The organism is Methanosarcina sp. 2.H.T.1A.6 (assembly GCF_000979455.1).
In the GTDB taxonomy this organism is placed as follows: domain Archaea; phylum Halobacteriota; class Methanosarcinia; order Methanosarcinales; family Methanosarcinaceae; genus Methanosarcina.
This window is the reverse complement of the sequence record NZ_JJOY01000049.1, coordinates 229,239-249,910: the sequence shown is the minus strand read 5'-3', so window position 1 is coordinate 249,910 and position 20,672 is coordinate 229,239. Positions and strand designations below refer to the sequence as shown.

Sequence of the window (20,672 nt, the reverse complement as noted above, 5' to 3'; positions counted from 1 at the left end):
AAATTTAAGGTAGTGTAAAAAATGGTAGAAGAAACAAAATGTGCATGTGGTTCGGCAAACGTGGCAATTTTTCCCTGTGCAGGAGCTGCAAATGTAGGCCAGCTTTCAAACAAAATAGCAGTTGAGCTCGATAAGCAGGGACTGGGAAACCTGATGTGTACAGTAGGGATCGGGGCCAGAGCTCCGGGGATTATGAAGTCTGCCGAAGCTTCCGACCGGATCATAGCCATTAACGGCTGTCCCGTAAACTGTGCAACCAAAACTATGGAACTGGCCGGCTTTAAAGTGGATCGCGAGATTGTGATTTCTGACCTGGGAATTAAGAAAACGAAGGATAGAGACCTTAAGGAAGAAGAAGTCGCTGAAGTCCTTGAAAAAGTTATGGAGATCCTGCAGTCCGAATGATCTCCTTCCTATTTTTTGATTTTTGATTTTTGAAATTCATCCACGTTTTTGTTTCGCATATCCGAAATGCATTGAACCCGAACCAATCCCCGGGCCACTATCTACCGTGCCGTAAGAAAAGTATTTATACGGCGATAATTCAATGATTGATTATATGATTAATGAAGAGAATATACAGATCTTCAAAGCCCTGAGCGAGGAGACCAGATATAAAATCATAAAAGTTCTGCTTGAAGGGGAAAAATGCGCCTGTGAGATTCCTGACCTCATAGGCAAGACCCAGTCCAACACCTCGATGCATCTTGCAAAACTGCAGGACTGGGATATCATCAAAGTACGAAAGGACGGGAAGATGAGGCTTTATTCCATAGACAACGAAAAAGTCAGGGAGATTTTGAAAATAGTAGAAGAATAAGTTATTTTTTCGGTTGCTTCCAAAAATTTCGCATCATGGGTAGCAGGACACGGCAGATTTCTTAAAAAATGAGTCTCTGAAACTTGCCTGCCTGAAGGCAGACTCATCTGCAGCAATCACACCCACTACATGTGGGAAGAAGGTTCTGGTTGCCCCTTTCAACTTCCCAGCATTCAAAACAGAGCTTTATTGTGCCAAGTTCTCTGTGCTTTACTTTTAGCAGCGAATTTTCATCCTTCCCACAGATAGAACATCTAACCATTTTAGAACCTCAGCTAAATTTTTTATCCCAACGTACTGTGGTCTCTTTTCGTTCTCAAAAATATCCGGAATAAGGTATTGAACCCGGTATATTTTGAGATTTTGCTGGATTGAACGTTCAAGTTCTAACTCATGTATTCCTGTAAAAAATTTCATTGAAGCGACATCCTTATATCAATGAATTGTTATATCAATATATGCTGATATAATAGAATGTGAATTGGGCATCCAAATAGGGCAAAAATAAAACAGAAAAGAAGGGACTCAAAATGGCTGATATCTTTTATCCTCTGCAATGGATTGCAGACAAACTGACATACGAGGTTTTCGGGATTACACCCGCTACTCACCTTGCAGCCAGTGTTAATTTCATCATCTACGACGTATTGAAAATAGTCATCCTGCTGTCCGTGATGATTTTCGCGATCTCCTACCTCAGGACCTATATCACTCCGGAAAAGACAAGAAAGGTGCTCGGAGGCAAGAAAGGGCTCCGCTATCACCTGATAGCTTCCCTGCTAGGGACAGTCTCTCCGTTCTGTTCATGCTCCTCAGTGCCCCTTTTTATAGGATTTGTGGAAGCTGGAGTGCCCCTCGGAGTTACCTTCTCCTTCCTGATAACATCCCCTCTGGTAAACGAAGCTGCTGTGGCCGCACTCTGGGCAACCCTCGGCTTGAAGGCAACTGTAATTTATGTGATATCGGGTATTTTGCTCGGCGTATTTGGAGGCTATTTGATTGGCTTCCTGAAGCTGGAAAGGTATGTGGAAGAGTTCGTTTACAAAATTAAAGTAGGGAATCAGGCTACAGGACCGGAAACCCTTACAATAAAGGAAAGGACAGGCATTGCTCTTGAAAGCGTTAAAGACATCGTCAGCAGGGTCTGGATCTACGTGATTATAGGAGTCAGCATCGGAGGCATCTTCCACGGCTATGCCCCCGAAGGAATCCTCGAAAAATACGCAGGAAAGGACAATCTGCTTGCAGTTCCGATTGCTGTCCTTGTGGGCGTACCCCTCTACTCAAACGTCATGGGCATGATCCCAATAGTGGAGAGCCTTATAGGAAAAGGACTCCCGATAGGGACTTCACTGGCATTCCTCATGTCGGTTACGGCTGTGTCCCTGCCCGAAATGATCATCCTTAAAAAGGTGCTGAAAAAAGAACTGATTGCAATCTTTATCTCAATTGTGGCGCTGTCGATCGTTTTCACGGGCTACCTGTTCAACATACTGCTATAACTATAGCGGAAATCTGTGAAAACTGAGCGATTGAAAATACAAAATATGAATCAAAATCTGAATTAAAACCTGAATCAAAATCTGAATTAAAACCTGAATCAAAATCTGAATTAAAACCTGAATCAAAACCTGAAATCAAAACCTGAAATCAAAAGACAAAAAGTGGTGAAAAACATGAAAATCGAAATTCTCGGAACCGGATGCGCAAAGTGTAAGAAAACAAAGGAAGCTATCGAAAAAGTCCTTACTGAAACAGGAAAGAAAGCCGAAGTAGTAAAAGTTGAGGACATTGAAACGATCCTGAACTACGGCGTGATGGTAACTCCTGCAGTCGTGGTTGATGGCGAAGTTAAGCTTGCGGGCAAAGTCCCGGATGAAAAAGAAATCCGGAAATGGATTGAATAAATATCTTGGCCCCGACAGACCCGGACTATTCAGGTTTTATATGAACGTAAATCTTTGGAGAAAGATTAATTATTAACTATGGAGAAGGATTAATTAATATTTTCAGATACCTGAAAATTGAATTTGAAAACGAATTGAGGTGGTCATATGGCTGAAATTACTGTCAACTCCACAATATGCGACTTTACACACAAAATTCGTGGAAGCATGAAAGGCGGAAAAATCATTGTAGATATCGAAACTCCGTGTGAAAAAATAAAGGAAATCTCGCACCTGGAAATTCCCATGATGGAAACCCTGGACATCAAAGACAACTATGTGATGGGCAGGGCAAAAGAGGCAAAAATCTGCTCAAACTGCCTTGTGCCCTGCGGGGTGCTTAACCTCTGCAAGCTGGAAAGCGGGTTTCTTGCAAAGTCCCTTGCAAAAAAAGCAGGAAGCCTCAGTATCGATTTTGATGAAATCTGAGATATTTCTGAGAAGTAAGGATCTACCCATGACCCTTCATATCTTGAAATTTCGGGCAGAACCTTATTTTCCAAAACATTTTTTTCCTAAAAACATATCTTCTTTTAAAAACAGCTATCCATTTTAAAAACAGCCATCCATTTTAAAAATAGTTATTCTTTTAAAAACACCCCTTCTTTTAAAAACACCTCTTCTTTTTTTATTTCAGTGCATCAAGCTATTAGCGATAAAGACATAATTATGAACTGGGGATCAGCAGAAAGCTACAGGATGATGCTGAAAAGTAAGAACTGGAAAGCAAATAGAGCAAAAGGGGGTTGCGGACAGCAGATGATAAGCACAGTACTTGTTCCTGCGGATTTTACTATCGAAACGGAAGATTTGCTCGGCTGCATAGGAGAACTTAAAAACGCCGGCTTGAAGAAAGTTATCCTGCTGCATGTAGTGGACATACATAAAAGCCAGGGGCTTGCCCCTATGTTTGAACGGAATGCAAAGGAAAGGATTGAGGATTATGCAGGTTTTGCCAGGGAACTTGAACTTGAAACCGAAACCCTGGTAGTTTTAGGAGACGTCAGAAAGACAATTGCGGAGATAGCAGACCGGGAAGACGTTGATGCGATAATAATGGGGGCCACCACTAAAGGATTCATAAAGGGGAAACTTCTCGGAAGAACTACGGAATACATAGCACGCAGTTCAAAGAAAATACTGCTGGTTGAAAAGTATGAAGCTATGAAAGAAGGAAAGGAAGTTTATGAGAAGGCGTGCAGGGCAACTTTCTCCAAAATTCTTGTGCCTCTTGACTTTTCAAAAGAGGCAATGAAGGCGATAGAACAACTTCAGGAGTTTAAAGAAATCTTAAACGAAGTTCTGTTCCTGCATGTAATAGATGACATAAAAGATATGGACCTGCTGGACGAACAGAGAGAAGAGGCAAAAGAAAAGCTCAGGAGAATTAAGGAGCGGCTTGAAAGCATAAAAAGCCAGTACCTTGTCGTTGAAGGAATCCCATCAGATGAGATTGTTAAATTTGCCAGCATAGAAGATATCACCCTGATTATGCTGACTGCCCGCGGGGAAGGAGCCTTAATGGACCTTCTGCTCGGAAGCACGGCAGAAAATGTACTCAGGAAAACCACAAAACCCGTGCTGATTATCCCTGCAAGCAAAGAGTTCGAGGGAGAAGAGTGGGATGAGGGAGAAGAATATGCCTGAAGAGAATGAAAGAAGAGTGGGATAAGGGAGAAGGATATGCCTGAAGAGAATGAAGAAAGGGAGCTTGATTTCTTCAGTAAATACCTCTCTATCTGGGTTGCAATCTGTATCATGCTCGGAACTGCAATAGGTTATGTTTTTCCAGGTTTTGCGGACACCCTTGGAGGTATTGAGATTGCAAATGTCTCAATACCTGTAGCTATCGTGCTCCTGGTCATGATGTATCCTATCATGCTTAAGATTAATTTTGAAGAAATCCTGAACGTTGAGGCAAATTTAAAGCCACTCCTTCTAACTCTGATCGTAAACTGGGCAATCAAGCCCTTTACGATGGCTTTTGTTGCATGGCTTTTTATGCGCGTGCTCTTTGAATCCCTGATCCCTGCTGGCCTTCAGGCGCAGTATATTGCAGGCATGATCCTGCTAGGGATTGCTCCCTGCACGGCTATGGTACTTGTCTGGACCTACCTTGCAAGAGCCAATATTAACTATGCTTTGATTCAGGTCTCAGTAAATGACCTTATTATCCTGGTCCTTTTCGCTCCGTTGGGAAAGTTTCTCCTGGGGGTTACAACTGATTTTCCGGTTCCTCTCATGACTATCTTCGTCTCGGTCCTGTTTTATGTGGCAATTCCTCTCGGCCTTGCTGTGCTGACAAGGCAGGTAGTAATAAGGAAAAAAGGTATTACCTGGTTTGAAAACAGACTGATCCGAAAAACACAGTGGATTACCCCTGCCGGACTTTTAATAACTCTGGTTCTGATCTTCATATTCCAGGGAGACAACATTATAAATTACCCCCTGCACATTCTCCTGATCGCGATCCCTCTGGTGCTGCAGACTTACCTGATCTTCGGAATCGGGTATGCAGGAGCAAAATACCTGAAAATTCCCTACAGGGAAGCTGCGCCTTCAACCTTTATCGGCGCCAGTAATTTCTTTGAACTGGCAGTGGCAGTAGCCTTAATTCTGTTCGGAATGGAATCAGGAGCTGCACTCGCAACCGTTGTGGGAGTGCTTGTGGAAGTGCCTGTTATGCTTTCCCTTGTGAAGATCATGAACAGGAATAGGGAAAAATTCAGGTTTTGATAGGAAAAAAGAGAAGTCGAAAGGGAAAGCAGAAAGGGAAAGCAAAAAAAATCGTAAAATTAGCTAATGAGTCCGAAAATCAAAGCTTCAGTTCGTTTTTTAGTCCCCACAGCAGCATCCTTTATATTTTTTTTGGGATATATTTTTCCAGCTCCTCAGGCTTATTCTCTCCAAAGATATTTCCAGGCACTGTTAACCAATTTCTATTTCAAAAAAAACTGCATGGCTTATTGGGATAAGCCAGAGTAATTTGATCTCAGAAGCTACCGAAGTGGTTCTGGTAAACCATAAAAAAGCCGACCCCCAGAATTATAAGGCCTGTAACTTTTTTTAATGGAAAACCATATTTTGAAACTTTCTGAAGCTTTTTGGAAGAAAAGCTTGCAGAATAAGCAACAAGCAGCATTGGAATTGAAAAGCCAATGGAATAAATGAAAAGCATCAGCGCCCCATACGTAATTTTACCTGAAACAGCAACCATTGTAAGGATTGAACCAAGTACTGAGCCCACACATGGGAGCCAGATAATCCCGAGAGAGAGACCAAGCAAAAGGCCTCCGAAAAGACCCTCTCGTTCGGAATTTGCAAGTGAAGAAAAATTACCAAAAACATTGAAAATATTGAGGTCGAAGAGCAATGAAACGCCCATCGTGATCAGAAGAGCTTCTGCAAAAATATTAAGGTAACCTAGATAAGCCGTGAGCGTCGCTCCGAAAAGGGAAGTGACGATTCCCATGCTGGTAAAGGAAAGAGACAGCCCTGATACGATTGCAAGGGGCCTGAACTTTCCTTTTTCAGTTGAATAAGCAAATACTGCCGGAATTACAGGAAGGATACATGGGGAGAGTACACTAACGACCCCTGCAAAGAAAGCAGCAACCGGGAGAAAGTCAGAAAACAAATTTACTCCCCTGTGTTTCTGGATTCGAGGGCTTTCTCAAGAGTCTCTGAAAGGGTTTCTTTATCGACAACACCCAGGAACCTTGCACTCGCCCTTTCCGAACTTTTGCTTCCGTCCTGCTTCATGTACATGTATTTGCCGTCCTCGATACCTTCAATGATACAAGTATCCGGAATGACTCTTACTCCGAACGTTGTTGCAAACTCAGGGTACTCTTTGATATCGATGAGCATAATTGAAGCAGAATCTTGATAGATTGGAAGGAGCTCTGAAAGCACCTCTTCCTGCTCTTTACAAGGAATGCACCCTTTAGAACCAAGCTTCAGAACAACAGGACCTTTTGTGAGGGCTTCATCAATCTGGCTCAGATTCGTAACTTCGACCAATTCTGCCCCACTGCCAGAATCGTTAACATCCTTTGTAACTTCAACAAACTCTGCTTCGTTGCCGGAATTATCAGTGCAACCTGAGCTGAAGAGAAGAAAACAAAAAATCGCCAAAATGAAAAGCGGTTTTTTCGAAAAGAGCGGAAACGAAAACGAAACTCGTTCTGTGTCTTGTATTTTATGCAATCGCTTCATTATAATTCTCCGAAAATCATCAAGTTATGTTTTTATAAGAAATAATAAGGGAGTTGTGTGTATCAAGATATATTGATTCATTTAAATATATATATGATATTAATATTTTGTATAAATCAAACAGATGCAGAAAAAATTGAAAAAAGTGTATTATCATCAATGAAACGAAGTCATGGCTAAAAAAATTTGTAATTATCAGGTTAATTCTGGCACCATTTCATCCAACAAAGAAGTCTTAGAGCCTATCCAAAAAGTCAGTAATGCATATTGTAAAGTTACAATCGGTCTATAATATAGAGTATCCGTTCCGGTTGTGCATATTGTCAATAGTAAAAGTACAGTAAGTCACAACATTTTTCAGATAGGCTGTTAGTTATTCCAATTGAATTCATGAATTACATTTATATAATACTGCAAGGTAGATATCAAAAAATCTTGATATAGAATCAGCTGGGGCCTCAAAATTCTGGAAAAAAATCCAATATAAATAATAACATGATCAATATCAAACAAAATTGATATGAAAATACTTATTTAGAAAGCTTAACTTCTTTTATTTATGAGCTATTGCTGCCCTGCGGATCCCGAGAAAAAAAAGGAATGGGAAGAGAAAATGATCCAGGAAATAGATTTTCTGGACAATGACATTAAAAAAGCCAGTGAGATATTCAGTGCTCTCGGGCATCCGATGAGATTAAAAATTGCTTATTTTCTCTCTCAGCGAGACCACTGTGTTTGCGAACTGATATTCAAGTTAAACGAGAGGCAGAACCTTGTTTCCCATCATCTGACTATCATGAAAAACTGCGGGATTGTCGAAGCTTACAGCAGCTCAAAATGGAGGTTTTACAGGTTAAACCCTGAATTTGGAAATATTTTGAACATCATCTCGCAGATGCAAAACAAAAAATTAGAATAAAAGTTCAAGCGCGAACTGAAGAACAAAATAAGCAAAAATGAAGAAAAGATAAATCAAAATAAATAGAGGCATTCAGTCCTCAAAACAACAGCAGCATTCCTCTTCGTCCGTCTTCTTTTCAAAAATGTTGTCATAGACGTTTTCACATATCAATTTTCATTGATATTCAGAAGGGACATATAATAGAAGGAAAATAATAAAAAGGAAATAGAGAGAAAAGATAGTAGGGATAATCTGGAAAAACGCTAAAGAAACCCCGAAATCCGCGATAAAAAAAGAAAGCTCAAGGAAATAAGAAATATGAGGTGAAAAATTGACCGAAATTACAGTAAACTCTACCATCTGCGGCTTTACCCACAAAATTATGGGGGGTATGAAGGGCGATAAGATTATCGTAGATATCGAAACCCCCTGTGAAAAAATAAAAAAGTTTTCGCATATGGAAATTCCCATGATGGAAACCCTGGACATAAAAAACAACTACGTGATTGATAGAGCACAGGAAGCGCAGTGCTCCTCAAACTGCCTGGTCCCCTGCGCCATACTCAACCTCTGCAAGCTTGAAAGCGGGTTTATGGCGAAGTCCCTGGCAAAAAAGGCGGGCAGCATCAGTATTGAATTCAATAGTATCTGAACTTATAGATGAGAGGGACCAGGCAACAAAAAGCAGCCTTCAGACTACCAGCCTACAAAAAATATCGTGGACTCACAATTAGCCTACAGGACCATCACACTCTTTATCTACGCTATCCAGATACACACTGTAAGTATGATTGTTTTTTACCCGGAACGTAATCGATTTATCCTGCTCGAGTTTATAACTGAGAAACTGTTCTAAGGTATTATCGCATACCCTGGTGTTTTCTCCAGCACTTATATTTACATTTACCAGAGCATCAAAGCCTTTTGTATGTGCATTAAACACGAAAAAATTCTCTGTGTATTTCAAAATGTCAAAACTGGCATCATATGTATTGCGGCTTATCCGGTTGTATTCATAAAACGATACTATGGACATCTTATTTGAATTGTAGTTATCCATCCAGTTATGGAATTTTGAGCGGCTGATAGAGTATTTTATAGAGGGTTCCAGGTCGAGTTCGTGGGTGAAAGCCGGATAAACCATGCCTGCCCCGGATGCTGGCTCCCACCATACCCAGGCATCATCATCCAGATTTCCAATATATCTTTCCGCATGAATTCCCGAGTCTCCGTTTCTCCAGAACATCCCCAGATTTTCATATGCATAAATTGCATGTGTAACATTGTCCCTGTTTCTCATGGAGCACCAGCTTGTCGGCTTCCTTCCTATTTTTTCATAAACATATGAGTATCCCTCATCCATTACTTTACAGGCCTGCTCATTAGGGAGGCTGTTTAATTCTTCAGAGTAGTGTACCCCTACGTCCCAGGAATTATTAACAACCAGGTTGCGCAGGTATCCAAGGTCTGACTCACTGCACTGCCCAAGAAGCTCTATATCAAACCAGATGGTGCCTCTATAATTCTTGCTGTTAAGGTAGCTTATACCCTTCTCGGTAGTATTTCTTACATGAGGCCCGTCAAGCCCGAAAGGAACCAGCGCACTATCCCCTATTGCGGTTATGAATTTACGGTCTGCTCTCTGGCTTATGCGGTATATACTGACATCGAAGTATCTTCCTTTTCCAGTGAGAAAAGATGTGAACTTGAAGTACCCATTTGAAAAATCAATATACGGCAACTTTTGCCTCTCAAAATTATAAAAAGGAGTCGTGATATATTTTCCGTCTTTTGCAAATATGGTGTTTGTCTTACTGCATCCGTCAAACGTAATTTCAAAATCCAGCTTCTCCGCGGCATCCCCCAGAAATAGGGTTTCAGACCCGATATCGTCGGAAGAAATTTCAAAATAACTTTTTAATATAATCCTGTTATTTGTCTCCTGAATTACCAGCTTTGAACCCGGGCTGTTAAGCTCAACAAAACTTTGAGAACTGTCCGTTTTTATATCCATCGAAATGTGATAAGTACATTTAACCATTGGTGTAAGCCTGCAGATGTAAAGCGACCCTGTTTGCCTTGGCTGTCCCTGGTAGTGAATATGCTGAAAGGAAGCAGCTTCACAGAACCTGTGGGCATCTGGAGATTTCATTAAGCTTCCTGTGCACCTGTTTATTCCAGAACTAAAAACAGCATCTGCAGCTGGAAGAAAACCGCAGGGAGATAAACCGGGGTCTTTTGTAGTTTTATACTTTAGCCCTTTTGAAAAGCCATTAAAAAGAACCTGTGTTTTCAGCGTCCCGTAAATTACTGAATATAGCCGGTCATAAGGCTTATTCCCTTGAAGTTTGGCCATGAAAACGTTATTCTGAACACTGTCATTTTTAGAGTAATCCTGTGAAAACAGAGTGATACTACCCTGACCAATATTTTCAGGATTTTCGGGATTAACTGTGCAAGGGGAAATACCAGTTCCTCCAATACAGGACAAGTAATGAATAATCTGGGAAGAAATCATTTTAGTCAATTGAAATAACTAAACTCAATATATATTATTGAATAGTAGTGTCTTATTACTCACGAGATATTATTGCATGGTACTTGTACTCATAATACATGGACTGCACATACTCCATCTTAAACCCATGTTTATTTGCAATACTTTCTATTGTACGGGGTTTATGAGTATATCCGAGAATATCTTTTGGGCGATTTTTTAAGCTCGCTGATATAACTGTGAGAACTTCAAAGCCTATTTTACGAAAGATTTTCCAGTATCCGAAGTCGCGTGAAAAGAACCCTATTTTCCATAATGGATATAAGCGAGGATCCAGTAGGTCAAAAAGGACTATTTTACCTCCTTTATTAAGATGCCTTGATGAATTGTAAACAAAAGTATCAACTTCTTCATCTGTGAGGTATTGGATCACTCCAGCTGCAGTTATCCGGTCAAAGGAGGAATCAAGCTTTTCCCAGACAGTTTTATCGTCAGCAAGGATTAAAGCTATATTTTCAGACTTTCTTTTCCGGATTCTTTTACCTGCTTCATCAAGCATTGATGCGGAAAAATCGGTTCCTACAAGCCTTTCATATTCCAATGCATAATAAACCAGGAGCTCTCCGGCCCCGCAACCAAAGTCAAGAAGTGTTTTGCCCCCATCCAGATGGAAGAGTTTTTCCCTGGCTTCTCTGGAAATAAATTCCTCAGATGAAGACCTGTGACCTCCGCTTCTCTTATCTGCAAAAAACTCTTCCCAGACAGATTTTGGTTTCGACATGTTTTTTATACCCCCGAGTCTTACTTCTTGTGATACCTTTTCTCCATACAATCAGAGCTTTACATTGAATAATTTTTTATTATTTAAGTTCACTGATTTGTGATTTCAAGAGGAGATAACCACAATTTCACCCATATGTGCATAAATATATATAGCTTTTGGGTTAAAGACCCTTCTTTTTGGGCAGTTAATTTTCACAGCCGTACCGCCTTTTCACGCAGATACAGAAAAATTTGAAAAAAAGTTAATCAGTATAAATGAGACGCGGTTCTGAAAAAAAATCAAATATAAATAATAACATGTTTGACATCAAACAAAATTGAGATGAATATCCTTATTTAGAAAGCTTAACTTCTTTTATTTATGAGCTATTGCTGCCCTGCGGATCCTGAGAAAAAAAAGGAATGGGAAGAGAAAATGACCCAGGAAATAGATTTTCTGGACAATGACATTAAAAAAGCCAGTGGGATATTCAGCGCTCTCGGGCATCCGATGAGATTAAAAATTGCTTATTTTCTATCTCAGCGAGACCACTGTGTTTGCGAACTGATATTCAAGTTAAACGAGAGGCAGAACCTTGTTTCCCATCATCTGACTATCATGAAAAACTGCGGGATTGTCGAAGCTTACAGCAGCTCAAAATGGAAGTTTTACAGGTTAAACCCTGAATTTGGAAATATTTTGAACATCATCTCGCAGATGCAAAACAAAAAATCAGAATAAAAGGTTAAACTCGAACCGAAGAGAAAGATTAACAAAGCCGAGAAAAACAAAAACAAAGAAGATAAGAAAAACCAGTAAAAAGCCTGAAAATGAAAATGCCTGGAGGATTTCAGTCCTCACAGCAACAACAGCATTCTTCTTCGTCCTTATCCTTTTCAAAAATTTTGTCGTAGACGTTTTCACCGTATATGTTCGTCCACCCAATCTGCGACCCTGCAGCTACAAACATGGCAACTGAAATGGCTTCGGCGATCTCTTCTTTTGTAGCCCCTGCTGCAACTGCCCTCTGGGAGTGTACATCAACGCAGTACTGACAGCGCATGAGTACCGACGAGGCAACAGCAATCAGTTCTTTTGTCTTAATGTCAAGGAAACTGTCCTTGAAAATAGAATTTCTCAACTGTCCAAAAGCTTCGGCAGTTTCAGGCAACATTTCGTTTAAAAATGACATTAAAATCTCCTCCGGTAATGAAAAAAGGTTTTTAACGCCCCTGCTTTCTGCATAAAGTGGTGTTCCAGCGCATTTCATTGCCCTGGGATTCAGGCTTATGCGTATACAGAAGGTCTTCGTCATCAGGTTCGATACTATTCTTAGACTCTTCTTCTGCCTTTTTCTCCTGCGTTCCTTCTTTTTCGTCTCCCATTTCTCAGCCACCTAAATAATTTGATTTCCAAAAATCAGTAATACTATGTAGTATTAATGAATTGCACATTAAAAACATCTGGATGAGTATCAAGAATATTTGATACATGTTAAATCAATCCGGCAAAAAGAGAAATTCCGGCTATGGATTCATATGTCAGACTTTGCTACATCAGACTTTGCTACATCAGATTTTGCTACATCAGATTTTGCTACATCAGACTTTGCTACATCAGATTTTGCTACATCAGACTTATTTAACGGTCTGGAAAAGGGAGGAAATTCGCAATGCCTGTTATGACTATAATCGGGTGCAGAATTTTTGAAGACGAAGTCGTGCATCTTATCGAAAAAGGACCCAAAATTGAAGATGTCATCGTTGTTGATAGCGATAATAACTCAGGGCTGATCCGTAAACTGAATGAAATCGGGCATTCCTGCAGATTGCTGCCCCTTGAAAAAATCCCCTTAATCTCGGAACGAAAAGACAGTGGCAGATTCACCCTTATTGTTGACCTTCTCGAATTTGCCCTGGACGGCTTTCCTGACAAGCTCAAGGAAGTGGTCTATGAAACCATTGAAAGGATGAAGGAATACTCTGACGCTGTCCTGCTCTTATACGGTCTTTGCGGAAACGTGCTTGGAAGCGTTGAGAAAGACTTTGAAACCGACGGATTTCCTGTATTTATCCTGACAGATAGGGAAGGGGAAATTGTAGACGACTGTGTGGGAGCAGTGCTTGGAGGCAGGGGATCTTTTCTTTCAAAACTGAAGTCCGAAGGTACAGGCACTTATTTTCTAACGCCGGTGGGAGCAACTTACTGGAAAGAGATGCTGGTTGCATCAAGGATCACGCCTGATCCGGATAATGTTGAAATGACAAAAATGGTTTTTGATTATTCAGGCTACAAAAACGTCGCTAAAGTAGATACGGGACTTCGTTACGAAAAAGAGTTTGAGTCAAAAGTCAGGGAATTTGCAGACCGTTTCGGGTTTGTGGTAGTGGATATGGAGGGCAGTCCGGAACTGATTGAAAGATGCTATGAGAAGGCAAGGGAAGAAGTCCTTAAGAAGTAGAAGGACAAAAATGGTGAAGATACTTCAAAAAGTGGTGAAGAGATTGTTCCGTAAAGCAGCTAAAAGCTGCTAAGATAAAGTGACATTTCGAAAAACACACATCGTATCCGAAAGAATTAGTTAATCTTTTATTCATTCCTTTCTACAGCTATTATTCTGGATAGATTAGAGATAGGTAAAAGAGAAAAGCGAAATAACAGAATAAAAGTTAATAACAGAATATATAGCAGGAGATGACCCTGGTAGATGAACTCCTCTTCTTTTAACTCCGGACCCGGAACGAACTATGACAAGCAGTGGGCTTTTGAAGTCGCTTATTTTATCCAGCACATAGGCACAACTTTGCAAAATCTGGGAAACTTTCTGAATGCCAGGGATTATGTTGAAGCCCGTACCCTGGCCGCAGAGATGAAGCAGAGAGCAGAATACGAAAAAACCATCCAGCCGGATTTCAGGACTTCTGATTATTTTGTGCCGGCTCGCAGGCTGTTTAACCAGTTTCTGGATGAATGCGTAAACTTTGCAGAGCTCCTGAGGGTTACGACCATTCAGGAAGAAACGGGATGTGAAGAATTGCTGGACAAGCCGGAGCAGATCCGAAACTCCATAGACAGGATGAACCTTCTAAAGGAAATGTTAACAGACGAGCTTCACCTAAAAGGCTGGTACTGAATAAGCCATGAACTGTGAGAATTAATACATTCAAAACGCAACACGTTTTTGATTCAGGATTTACAAATTTTCAATCATGGTTTTTCTCCGGAGTTCACAGCTTCTTCTGAGAGGTTCCTGCCCGAAAGGTAGCAAAGGGTTATATACAGGCAAGGGGTGTAGGGAGTATCCACTGGAGTAAAAGACCACAGGTCTGGTTACTCATTTGCCTGTATCACGGGGAAGAATTCAAAAGTGTCCGGAACTTATCCAAGAAAGCTATTTTTTTGCTGTATAAGTTTATGCATGTCAATTCTGAATTTCCCTGGTTTTAGGCAACTTTTCGCAGTCCCGGGGAGATCAACCATTTATACGGTGTGTTTACCTGTTTTTAGCGGTATCATGTACCGGTGTTGATAAGTGGGCTTTTCCGCAAAGGAAACTGCCGGGCATGCGGCAGAAAGTATGCAAACAGCAGGTCTGCAATCTGCAAGACTTGTAGAAAAATAATTGTAAATTATAGAGTGAGTACATGGAAAAATTAGCAAAATTTAAGGCGCTTGGGCTCTCGGACAGTACATTGAAAGCCCTCAAAAAGAAAGGGTTTGAAGAACCAACCCCGATTCAGGAAAAGGTAATTCCACTTTTTTTGAAAGGAGAATCTGATATTATAGGGCAGGCTCAGACAGGGACAGGAAAAACAACAGCTTTCGGAGCCCCCATTATAGAGAAAATTCCAGAGAAATCAGGACATGTTAAGGCAATAATCCTGACCCCTACAAGGGAACTCGCAATCCAGGTTTCAGAAGAGCTTAACTCCCTAAAAGGAGATAAAAAACTGTATATTGCCCCTATATATGGCGGGCAGTCCATGACCCAGCAGCTTCGCATGTTGAAAACTGGTGTGGACATTGTCGTAGGAACCCCGGGAAGGGTCATCGACCACATTGAAAGAAAGAGCCTCAATCTCGAACATATCTCGTATTTCGTACTTGACGAAGCCGACGAAATGCTGAACATGGGCTTTATTGATGATATAAAGGAAATCTTAAAGGCAACAGGCCCTGATAAAAGGATGCTTTTCTTTTCAGCCACAATGCCAAAGACAATCCTTGGAATCGTCAAGAAGTACATGCGGAACTACGAGCATGTTACAATTGAGAAAGAAGAAATTACAGCAAACCTGACCGAACAGATATATTTTGAGGTTAAGGAAAGCGACAAGTTTGAAGCCCTCTGCAGAATCATCGACATCGAAGATGAATTCTACGGGCTTGTATTCTGTAGGACAAAGATCGACACCAGCCAGCTTGCTCAGAAACTCAGCGACAGGGGTTATTTAGCTGATGCCCTTCACGGAGACATTTCCCAGCAGGAGCGGGAAAAAATCCTTAACAAGTTCAGGAAGCAAAAGATACACATCCTCGCAGCAACCGATGTTGCAGCAAGAGGAATTGATATCATGGACCTGACCCATGTCATCAACTATACCTTGCCCCAGGACCCAGAGTCTTATGTGCACAGGATAGGAAGGACAGGAAGGGCAGGCAAACAGGGAACTGCTATCACCTTTGTTACATCCTCGGAATTCAGGCGGCTCACTTACATACAGAAGACCTCAAAGTCAGAAATGAAGAAAGGCCGCATCCCTGCGATAAAAGATGTAATAAAAGCCAAAAGGGCAAGAGTAAAAGCCGAACTCGAAAACACTATAAAGACAGAAGAATATGGGGACTGCCTTGGGATGAGCGAAAAGCTCCTTGAGGAATACCCCGCAGAAAAAATCCTGGCTGCCCTTTTAAAGTATGCCTTCAAGGAAAAGTTCGACGAGAGCATGTACACTGAAATTTCCGAAGGCAGCTCCTATGTCGACAGAAAAGGCAAAACCAGGATCTTCATAGCCATGGGAAAAGCCGACGGCATGACTCCGGAAAAACTGGCCGATTTCATACAGCAGGAAATCGGGGACAGCGAAATGAACTTAAGGGACGCAGAGATTTTCCCCCACTTCTCCTTCGTATCCATCCCCTTTGCTCAGGCTGAAGCCCTGCTTGACATCTTCAAAAATAAAAGAAAAGGAAGCAAACCTTTCGTGGAACTTGCCCAGAAATCCAGGGGAAGAAGCACAAAAGGCTCAAACGATGGGAGCAGCAACGGTGGCTCAAGAGGCAACGGCAGCTCAAGAAGCAACGGTGGCTCAAGAAGCAACGGTGGCTCAAGAGGCAACGGTGGTGGCTCAAGAGGTGACGGCAGCTCAAGAAGCAGCGGTAGCTCAAGAAGCAGCGGTAGCTCAAGAAGCAGCGGTAGCTCAAGAAGTGTGAAAAAATAAATTTTCCATTTCTAAACTTATTCTTTTTCTTATTTTTCAGGATTCCGGGAGCAGTGAAGTTTTCGGAATTCGGGTAATTTTTTGATAGCAGAATTTTACGAAGATATTTGTTTCTGGCTTTGATTCTTTCTTGACTTTGAATTATCTTTGGACCTCTAATTCTCTTCTGACCACTGCATCCGACTTTCCGCAGTAAAAGTTTTTAATTTTATATTTTTGAAAATTAGTAAAATACTTGTAATAAACGCAGTAAAAGTTTTTAATTTTATATTTTTGAAAATTAGTTAAATACTTGTTATAAAATTTATTCCATTTCCTTTTTGATGAATCAAAAACCCTCAAGATTTTAGATCTCCAACCGGATAAATCTCTAGATCGGGTTAACTAAACCCAGAAGGAAAATTGTCACATGTAATAGATTTATTCCGGCTGAAGCTCTATGTTTACTTCTCCTTCTGAATAGTTTATCTCACACGATTATTCTGGATTACCATTGACAATGAAACAGTAAGGATGCCACAATCTTTCGTTGAACAAGCACTTGAGTCCTTACTGTCCCATTATTCAAAGGCTGACCAGTAAACGTCTAAACGTGCACTTTACCTGTTGAGGACTCCATAGCCACTTATATACATTATTCTTAACCTTTCGATCTGCATATAGAAAGTAATCTTTATGTAGTTTAAATAGAAAAACATTATAAATCCCTCCACTCCTAGAATGCTGTTCTTCCTCGTTCAAAGCCATTTCCTTTAGAGCCGATCTCAAACCTGTTTTATTCTAATTATTAAGGTATTTCAGGGTTATCTATAATTATCCGAAACTTGACTGATTCTCCAAACTCCAAGATTCAAAAAGCAAATTGTGAGTTTTGAGATAAGCTCTTAAACCGAAATTGAGCCCAATTTTCAATGATTTACCGGTTCTCTTCTCCAACCCCCCATTCCGCTTTATACTCCCACACCTATTCTTGAACTATAGCAGACATCAAACAATTGCAGAGATATCTAGCTAAAAAGCTTAAGGGCTTTAAGGGTTTTAGATTCAATAGCTAGAAACTTTGTATTTGATTGATGACTATATTTAAAATGATCTGAGCATATTAGGACTTTTAGCCCTAATTATAGTTGCTAAAGGAGTATCAATATACAGGTATATTATGAATTTATATATAATGTAAAGAACGACTACTCCTTACAAATAGTAGTCTTTGAGTATTTAGATACAGAATAATTCATTGTGACAAAAAGCTAGACCGTCTATACATATTGTTTTTTTATTAAACTACGTGATTCATCTCTCAGAATGCCATACAGAAAATTACAATGTCTAAAAAATATTGAACCCACTCCCTAAATTGATGCTTTTAATGTGATTTCAAATATTACGTATGTCTTTTATATTATATATTAGAGAGTAAATTAAAAATAGATGAAGCTATTAAAAAAGTAAAAAAACCATCAAATAAAGAAAATAATTATGAAATATAGGAAAAGTAAAAAAGTTATAATTACAGACTTCTTTTGTAAAGATAAAGTTGCCTGAAAAGCAGGCAACTTCATATAAGTATCTAATTTTTTCACCGGTATTGCTGCCTAATTAGATCCAGTAAGTGAAGCTGATAAAGGTTGCTTCGTAGTATCTGATGATCTTTGAATATACAAGGTTGAAGAACATTTCAGTTCCCTCCACTCTTTTCCTGTATTTTGTTCATCCCCCGTTATACACGGTCTTCTGCAATTGGGACTATCGGAAAGTTGTTAATAAGCCGATCCCAAAACTCAAAATTGCTTCTCTAAATCTCGTATTCAGAATAATCAATAGAGTTTCGGATCATGAAAATAGTTCTGAAACTTTACTGATTAGAGACTAAAATTGGTTTTGGGATAAGCTCAATAAATAAATTCCGATATCCGTGATAACATCCAGGCAGAGACCTTCATGATTATTACAATGTAACCTTATCAGATCCAGTAAGTGAAGCTGAGGAAGGTTGCTTCGTAATATCTGATGATCTTTGAATATACAAGGTTGAAGAACATTTCAGTTCCCTCCACTCTTTTCCTGTATTTTGTTCATCCCCCGTTATACACGGTCTTCTGCAATCGTGATTATCGGAAAATTGTTAATAAATGACTCCCAGGATTCCCAATATCCTTGATAAACATCCAGGCAGAGACCTTCATGATTATTACAATGTAACCTTATCAGATCCAGTAAGTGAAGCTGAAGAAGGTTGCTTCGTAATATCTGATGATCTTTGAATATACAAGATTGAAGAACATTTTCATTACCTCTCTTGTTTCTGCAATTATCCAGATTTTTGTTTCTGTAATTATCCAGATTTTTGTTTCTGTAATTATCCATATTTCATCATACGTGCAATCAACTTAACTAAGACCTCGATCTAACAATCGCGATTAGAAGCCGAAGAGCATACCGAGGTTAAAGTTAAAAACAACCGCAAAAAACATACCGAGATTAATTCCAAAAAACATATTTACTCCCTCCACATGTCATATTCTTTTCACACCGGTTCTTGTGTACACTCTTTTGAGTGCACTTCTCTGAAATGTTTGTTTACAGCCTTCTTTATCAAGCCTCCAAAGCTTGCGACTCTTTCAGCCACTTAGAAAGATTATTGCTGAGAATTTCTTTTATTCTTGAGATATACAGTTCAAATTTCTAACTGGCAGTGGCTATATTTAGCTATATATACAAGATTATATAAATTGGACAGAATTACATCTCCTTATGAATAATAGATCTCAAATATTTGGAGGCAAGCTCCTGTATAACAGGGCATATATTTTTTAATACAATAGATGTTTGAATGTTTCACTTAGATTTTAACCTTGACCTGAATATTTGGATGCCTGCCCCGGCTAAAGAATAACTTTTTGAAACTGATTGGTTCAGAGACTGCGGTTTTTCGATTTTGTCTATTACATTTATACAACCGATGTATGAGAGAAAGCAGTTTAAAATAACAAAGATAGGTCTCGGGATGGGAGCACAAATTTCCTGCAAAAGCCATATGCTACCAGAAACAAATCTTAACTTCCGATTTCTACTGTCCAAAACTATGCTTATTTTAATGCCCGGTGATTTTAAGCAAAAATCATGTCTGAAACTCAATAGTCTATTCAAGAGTCAAAAACAGTGTATCTAGTGCTTATTTTCAAAGTTCAGTTTTAAAAGCCTGCATTGGCAGACATAAATCGACAACAGTTGGACTTGAAATTCAATTTTTGAAAAAAATTTAGAGAGCATAGATTAAAATGGATTTTCTTACATAAGGAGTAAAAACAATTGAGATTATTCAATGTGATTTTTTCTGATCATATCTCAGTAAAATTGGGGAGGGGGATGTGAACATTAATAAGAATAGTTTATCTGAGGATAGGTACCCTATTGTCGAAGTTTCCAATGTAAGGAAAAGTTATGTGCTTGGAGACATGGAAGTTCCGGTACTCTCAGGTATTAACCTTAAAATAGAAAAGGGAGAATTCCTGGCTATAATGGGACCATCTGGCTCAGGGAAAAGTACTTTAATGAACCTTATAGGCTGCCTTGACAGACCTACGGAAGGGCAGGTGATTATAAGGGGGAGGGACCTGCACAGAATGTCAGATGAAGAACTTGCCCATCTCCGGGGGCTTGAGATAGGTTTCGTTTTTCAGACATTCAACCTTGTTCCTCGTCTGACCGCTTTTGAGAATGTTTTGCTCCCAACTTTTGCCAATTCGAGGAGCATCGATCCACGAAAGCGTGCAACGGAACTCCTGAAACTTATGGGACTGCAGGACCGTATGCACCACAAGCCAGGAGAACTTTCCGGAGGCCAATCTCAGAGGGTCTCAATTGCAAGGGCACTTATCAATGATCCTTCGCTCATCCTTGCTGATGAGCCGACTGGAAACCTGGACTCAAAAACAGGTTCTGAGATCCTCCGAATATTCATGGATTTGAATAACGAGGGAAGGACAGTAGTTATTGTTACACACGACCCTGAGATCGCAAAATATGCTGACAGGGTAGTGCTCGTAAAAGATGGAGTAATTCAATATAACTAAATAACTAAGG

The 20,672-nt window shown here is 40.0% G+C and carries 20 protein-coding genes; 14 read left to right on the top strand and 6 right to left on the bottom strand.

The features are described 5' to 3' along the window. Positions 1 to 21: 21 nt before the first annotated feature. The 7 genes from EO98_RS15940 to arsB all read left to right on the top strand — a co-directional run bounded on the left by EO98_RS15940 (position 22) and on the right by arsB (position 5,502). Positions 22 to 405: a putative zinc-binding protein gene (locus EO98_RS15940; RefSeq protein ID WP_048131479.1), complete on the top strand. Its 384-nt coding sequence runs from the start codon at positions 22 to 24 to the stop codon at positions 403 to 405. Positions 406 to 559: 154 nt separating this feature from the next. After that, positions 560 to 820, top strand: a complete 261-nt coding sequence (locus EO98_RS15935; RefSeq protein ID WP_235282810.1) for a helix-turn-helix transcriptional regulator — start codon at positions 560 to 562, stop codon at positions 818 to 820. A 530-nt stretch (positions 821 to 1,350) separates the two neighbouring features. Then, the gene (locus EO98_RS15925) at positions 1,351 to 2,322 is read left to right on the top strand and encodes a permease (RefSeq protein ID WP_048142332.1); all 972 of its coding nucleotides are present in this window, start codon (positions 1,351 to 1,353) and stop codon (positions 2,320 to 2,322) included. A 174-nt stretch (positions 2,323 to 2,496) separates the two neighbouring features. Next, complete coding sequence (locus EO98_RS15920) at positions 2,497 to 2,727, top strand: thioredoxin family protein (protein ID WP_048131483.1); 231 nt, start codon at positions 2,497 to 2,499, stop codon at positions 2,725 to 2,727. A gap of 147 nt (positions 2,728 to 2,874) precedes the next feature. Further along, positions 2,875 to 3,195 carry a DUF6951 family protein gene (locus tag EO98_RS15915; RefSeq protein WP_048142330.1) on the top strand — a complete coding sequence of 107 codons (321 nt, stop codon included), beginning with the start codon at positions 2,875 to 2,877 and terminating at the stop codon, positions 3,193 to 3,195. A gap of 240 nt (positions 3,196 to 3,435) precedes the next feature. Next, positions 3,436 to 4,413, top strand: coding sequence for a universal stress protein (locus EO98_RS15910; protein WP_235283780.1), 978 nt, complete (start codon positions 3,436 to 3,438; stop codon positions 4,411 to 4,413). A 36-nt stretch (positions 4,414 to 4,449) separates the two neighbouring features. Further along, a complete protein-coding gene (arsB, locus tag EO98_RS15905) occupies positions 4,450 to 5,502 on the top strand; it encodes an ACR3 family arsenite efflux transporter (RefSeq protein WP_048142327.1) in 1,053 nt (350 codons plus the stop codon). 256 nt (positions 5,503 to 5,758) lie between these two features. Here the strand turns inward: arsB and EO98_RS15895 are convergent, their stop codons facing one another. Further along, the gene (locus tag EO98_RS15895) at positions 5,759 to 6,403 is read right to left on the bottom strand and encodes a cytochrome c biogenesis CcdA family protein (protein WP_048142323.1); all 645 of its coding nucleotides are present in this window, start codon (positions 6,401 to 6,403) and stop codon (positions 5,759 to 5,761) included. Between the two features lie 2 nt (positions 6,404 to 6,405). Next, the gene (locus tag EO98_RS15890; RefSeq protein ID WP_235283776.1) at positions 6,406 to 6,789 is read right to left on the bottom strand and encodes a co-chaperone YbbN; all 384 of its coding nucleotides are present in this window, start codon (positions 6,787 to 6,789) and stop codon (positions 6,406 to 6,408) included. Between the two features lie 754 nt (positions 6,790 to 7,543). Here EO98_RS15890 and EO98_RS15885 point away from each other — a divergent pair. Both EO98_RS15885 and EO98_RS15880 read left to right on the top strand, forming a co-directional pair. After that, the gene (locus EO98_RS15885) at positions 7,544 to 7,903 is read left to right on the top strand and encodes a helix-turn-helix transcriptional regulator (protein ID WP_048131492.1); all 360 of its coding nucleotides are present in this window, start codon (positions 7,544 to 7,546) and stop codon (positions 7,901 to 7,903) included. A 313-nt stretch (positions 7,904 to 8,216) separates the two neighbouring features. Further along, on the top strand, positions 8,217 to 8,537 hold the full coding sequence (locus tag EO98_RS15880; RefSeq protein ID WP_048142318.1) for a DUF6951 family protein: 321 nt from the start codon (positions 8,217 to 8,219) through the stop codon (positions 8,535 to 8,537). 78 nt (positions 8,538 to 8,615) lie between these two features. Here EO98_RS15880 and EO98_RS15875 read toward each other — a convergent pair whose 3' ends face one another. Both EO98_RS15875 and EO98_RS15870 read right to left on the bottom strand, forming a co-directional pair. Continuing rightward, positions 8,616 to 10,241, bottom strand: a complete 1,626-nt coding sequence (locus EO98_RS15875) for a hypothetical protein (protein WP_235283949.1) — start codon at positions 10,239 to 10,241, stop codon at positions 8,616 to 8,618. A 217-nt stretch (positions 10,242 to 10,458) separates the two neighbouring features. Then, complete coding sequence (locus EO98_RS15870) at positions 10,459 to 11,163, bottom strand: class I SAM-dependent methyltransferase (protein WP_048142315.1); 705 nt, start codon at positions 11,161 to 11,163, stop codon at positions 10,459 to 10,461. Between the two features lie 363 nt (positions 11,164 to 11,526). On the opposite strand from EO98_RS15870, the gene EO98_RS15865 reads away from it, so the two are divergent. Further along, positions 11,527 to 11,886: a helix-turn-helix transcriptional regulator gene (locus EO98_RS15865; RefSeq protein WP_048142313.1), complete on the top strand. Its 360-nt coding sequence runs from the start codon at positions 11,527 to 11,529 to the stop codon at positions 11,884 to 11,886. Between the two features lie 109 nt (positions 11,887 to 11,995). On the opposite strand, the gene EO98_RS15860 is transcribed toward EO98_RS15865, so the two are convergent. After that, a complete protein-coding gene (locus EO98_RS15860; RefSeq protein WP_048142311.1) occupies positions 11,996 to 12,337 on the bottom strand; it encodes a carboxymuconolactone decarboxylase family protein in 342 nt (113 codons plus the stop codon). Positions 12,338 to 12,368: 31 nt separating this feature from the next. Beyond that, the gene (locus EO98_RS18600) at positions 12,369 to 12,530 is read right to left on the bottom strand and encodes a hypothetical protein (RefSeq protein ID WP_156161159.1); all 162 of its coding nucleotides are present in this window, start codon (positions 12,528 to 12,530) and stop codon (positions 12,369 to 12,371) included. Positions 12,531 to 12,817: 287 nt separating this feature from the next. Between EO98_RS18600 and EO98_RS15855 the strand changes: the two genes are divergently transcribed. The 4 genes from EO98_RS15855 to EO98_RS15830 all read left to right on the top strand — a co-directional run bounded on the left by EO98_RS15855 (position 12,818) and on the right by EO98_RS15830 (position 20,662). Continuing rightward, on the top strand, positions 12,818 to 13,606 hold the full coding sequence (locus tag EO98_RS15855; RefSeq protein ID WP_048142309.1) for a DUF1638 domain-containing protein: 789 nt from the start codon (positions 12,818 to 12,820) through the stop codon (positions 13,604 to 13,606). 246 nt (positions 13,607 to 13,852) lie between these two features. Then, positions 13,853 to 14,278 carry a hypothetical protein gene (locus EO98_RS15850; protein ID WP_048142307.1) on the top strand — a complete coding sequence of 142 codons (426 nt, stop codon included), beginning with the start codon at positions 13,853 to 13,855 and terminating at the stop codon, positions 14,276 to 14,278. 511 nt (positions 14,279 to 14,789) lie between these two features. Beyond that, complete coding sequence (locus EO98_RS15845; RefSeq protein ID WP_048142305.1) at positions 14,790 to 16,586, top strand: DEAD/DEAH box helicase; 1,797 nt, start codon at positions 14,790 to 14,792, stop codon at positions 16,584 to 16,586. 3,371 nt (positions 16,587 to 19,957) lie between these two features. Further along, a complete protein-coding gene (locus tag EO98_RS15830; protein WP_082098646.1) occupies positions 19,958 to 20,662 on the top strand; it encodes an ABC transporter ATP-binding protein in 705 nt (234 codons plus the stop codon). Positions 20,663 to 20,672: the final 10 nt, after the last annotated feature.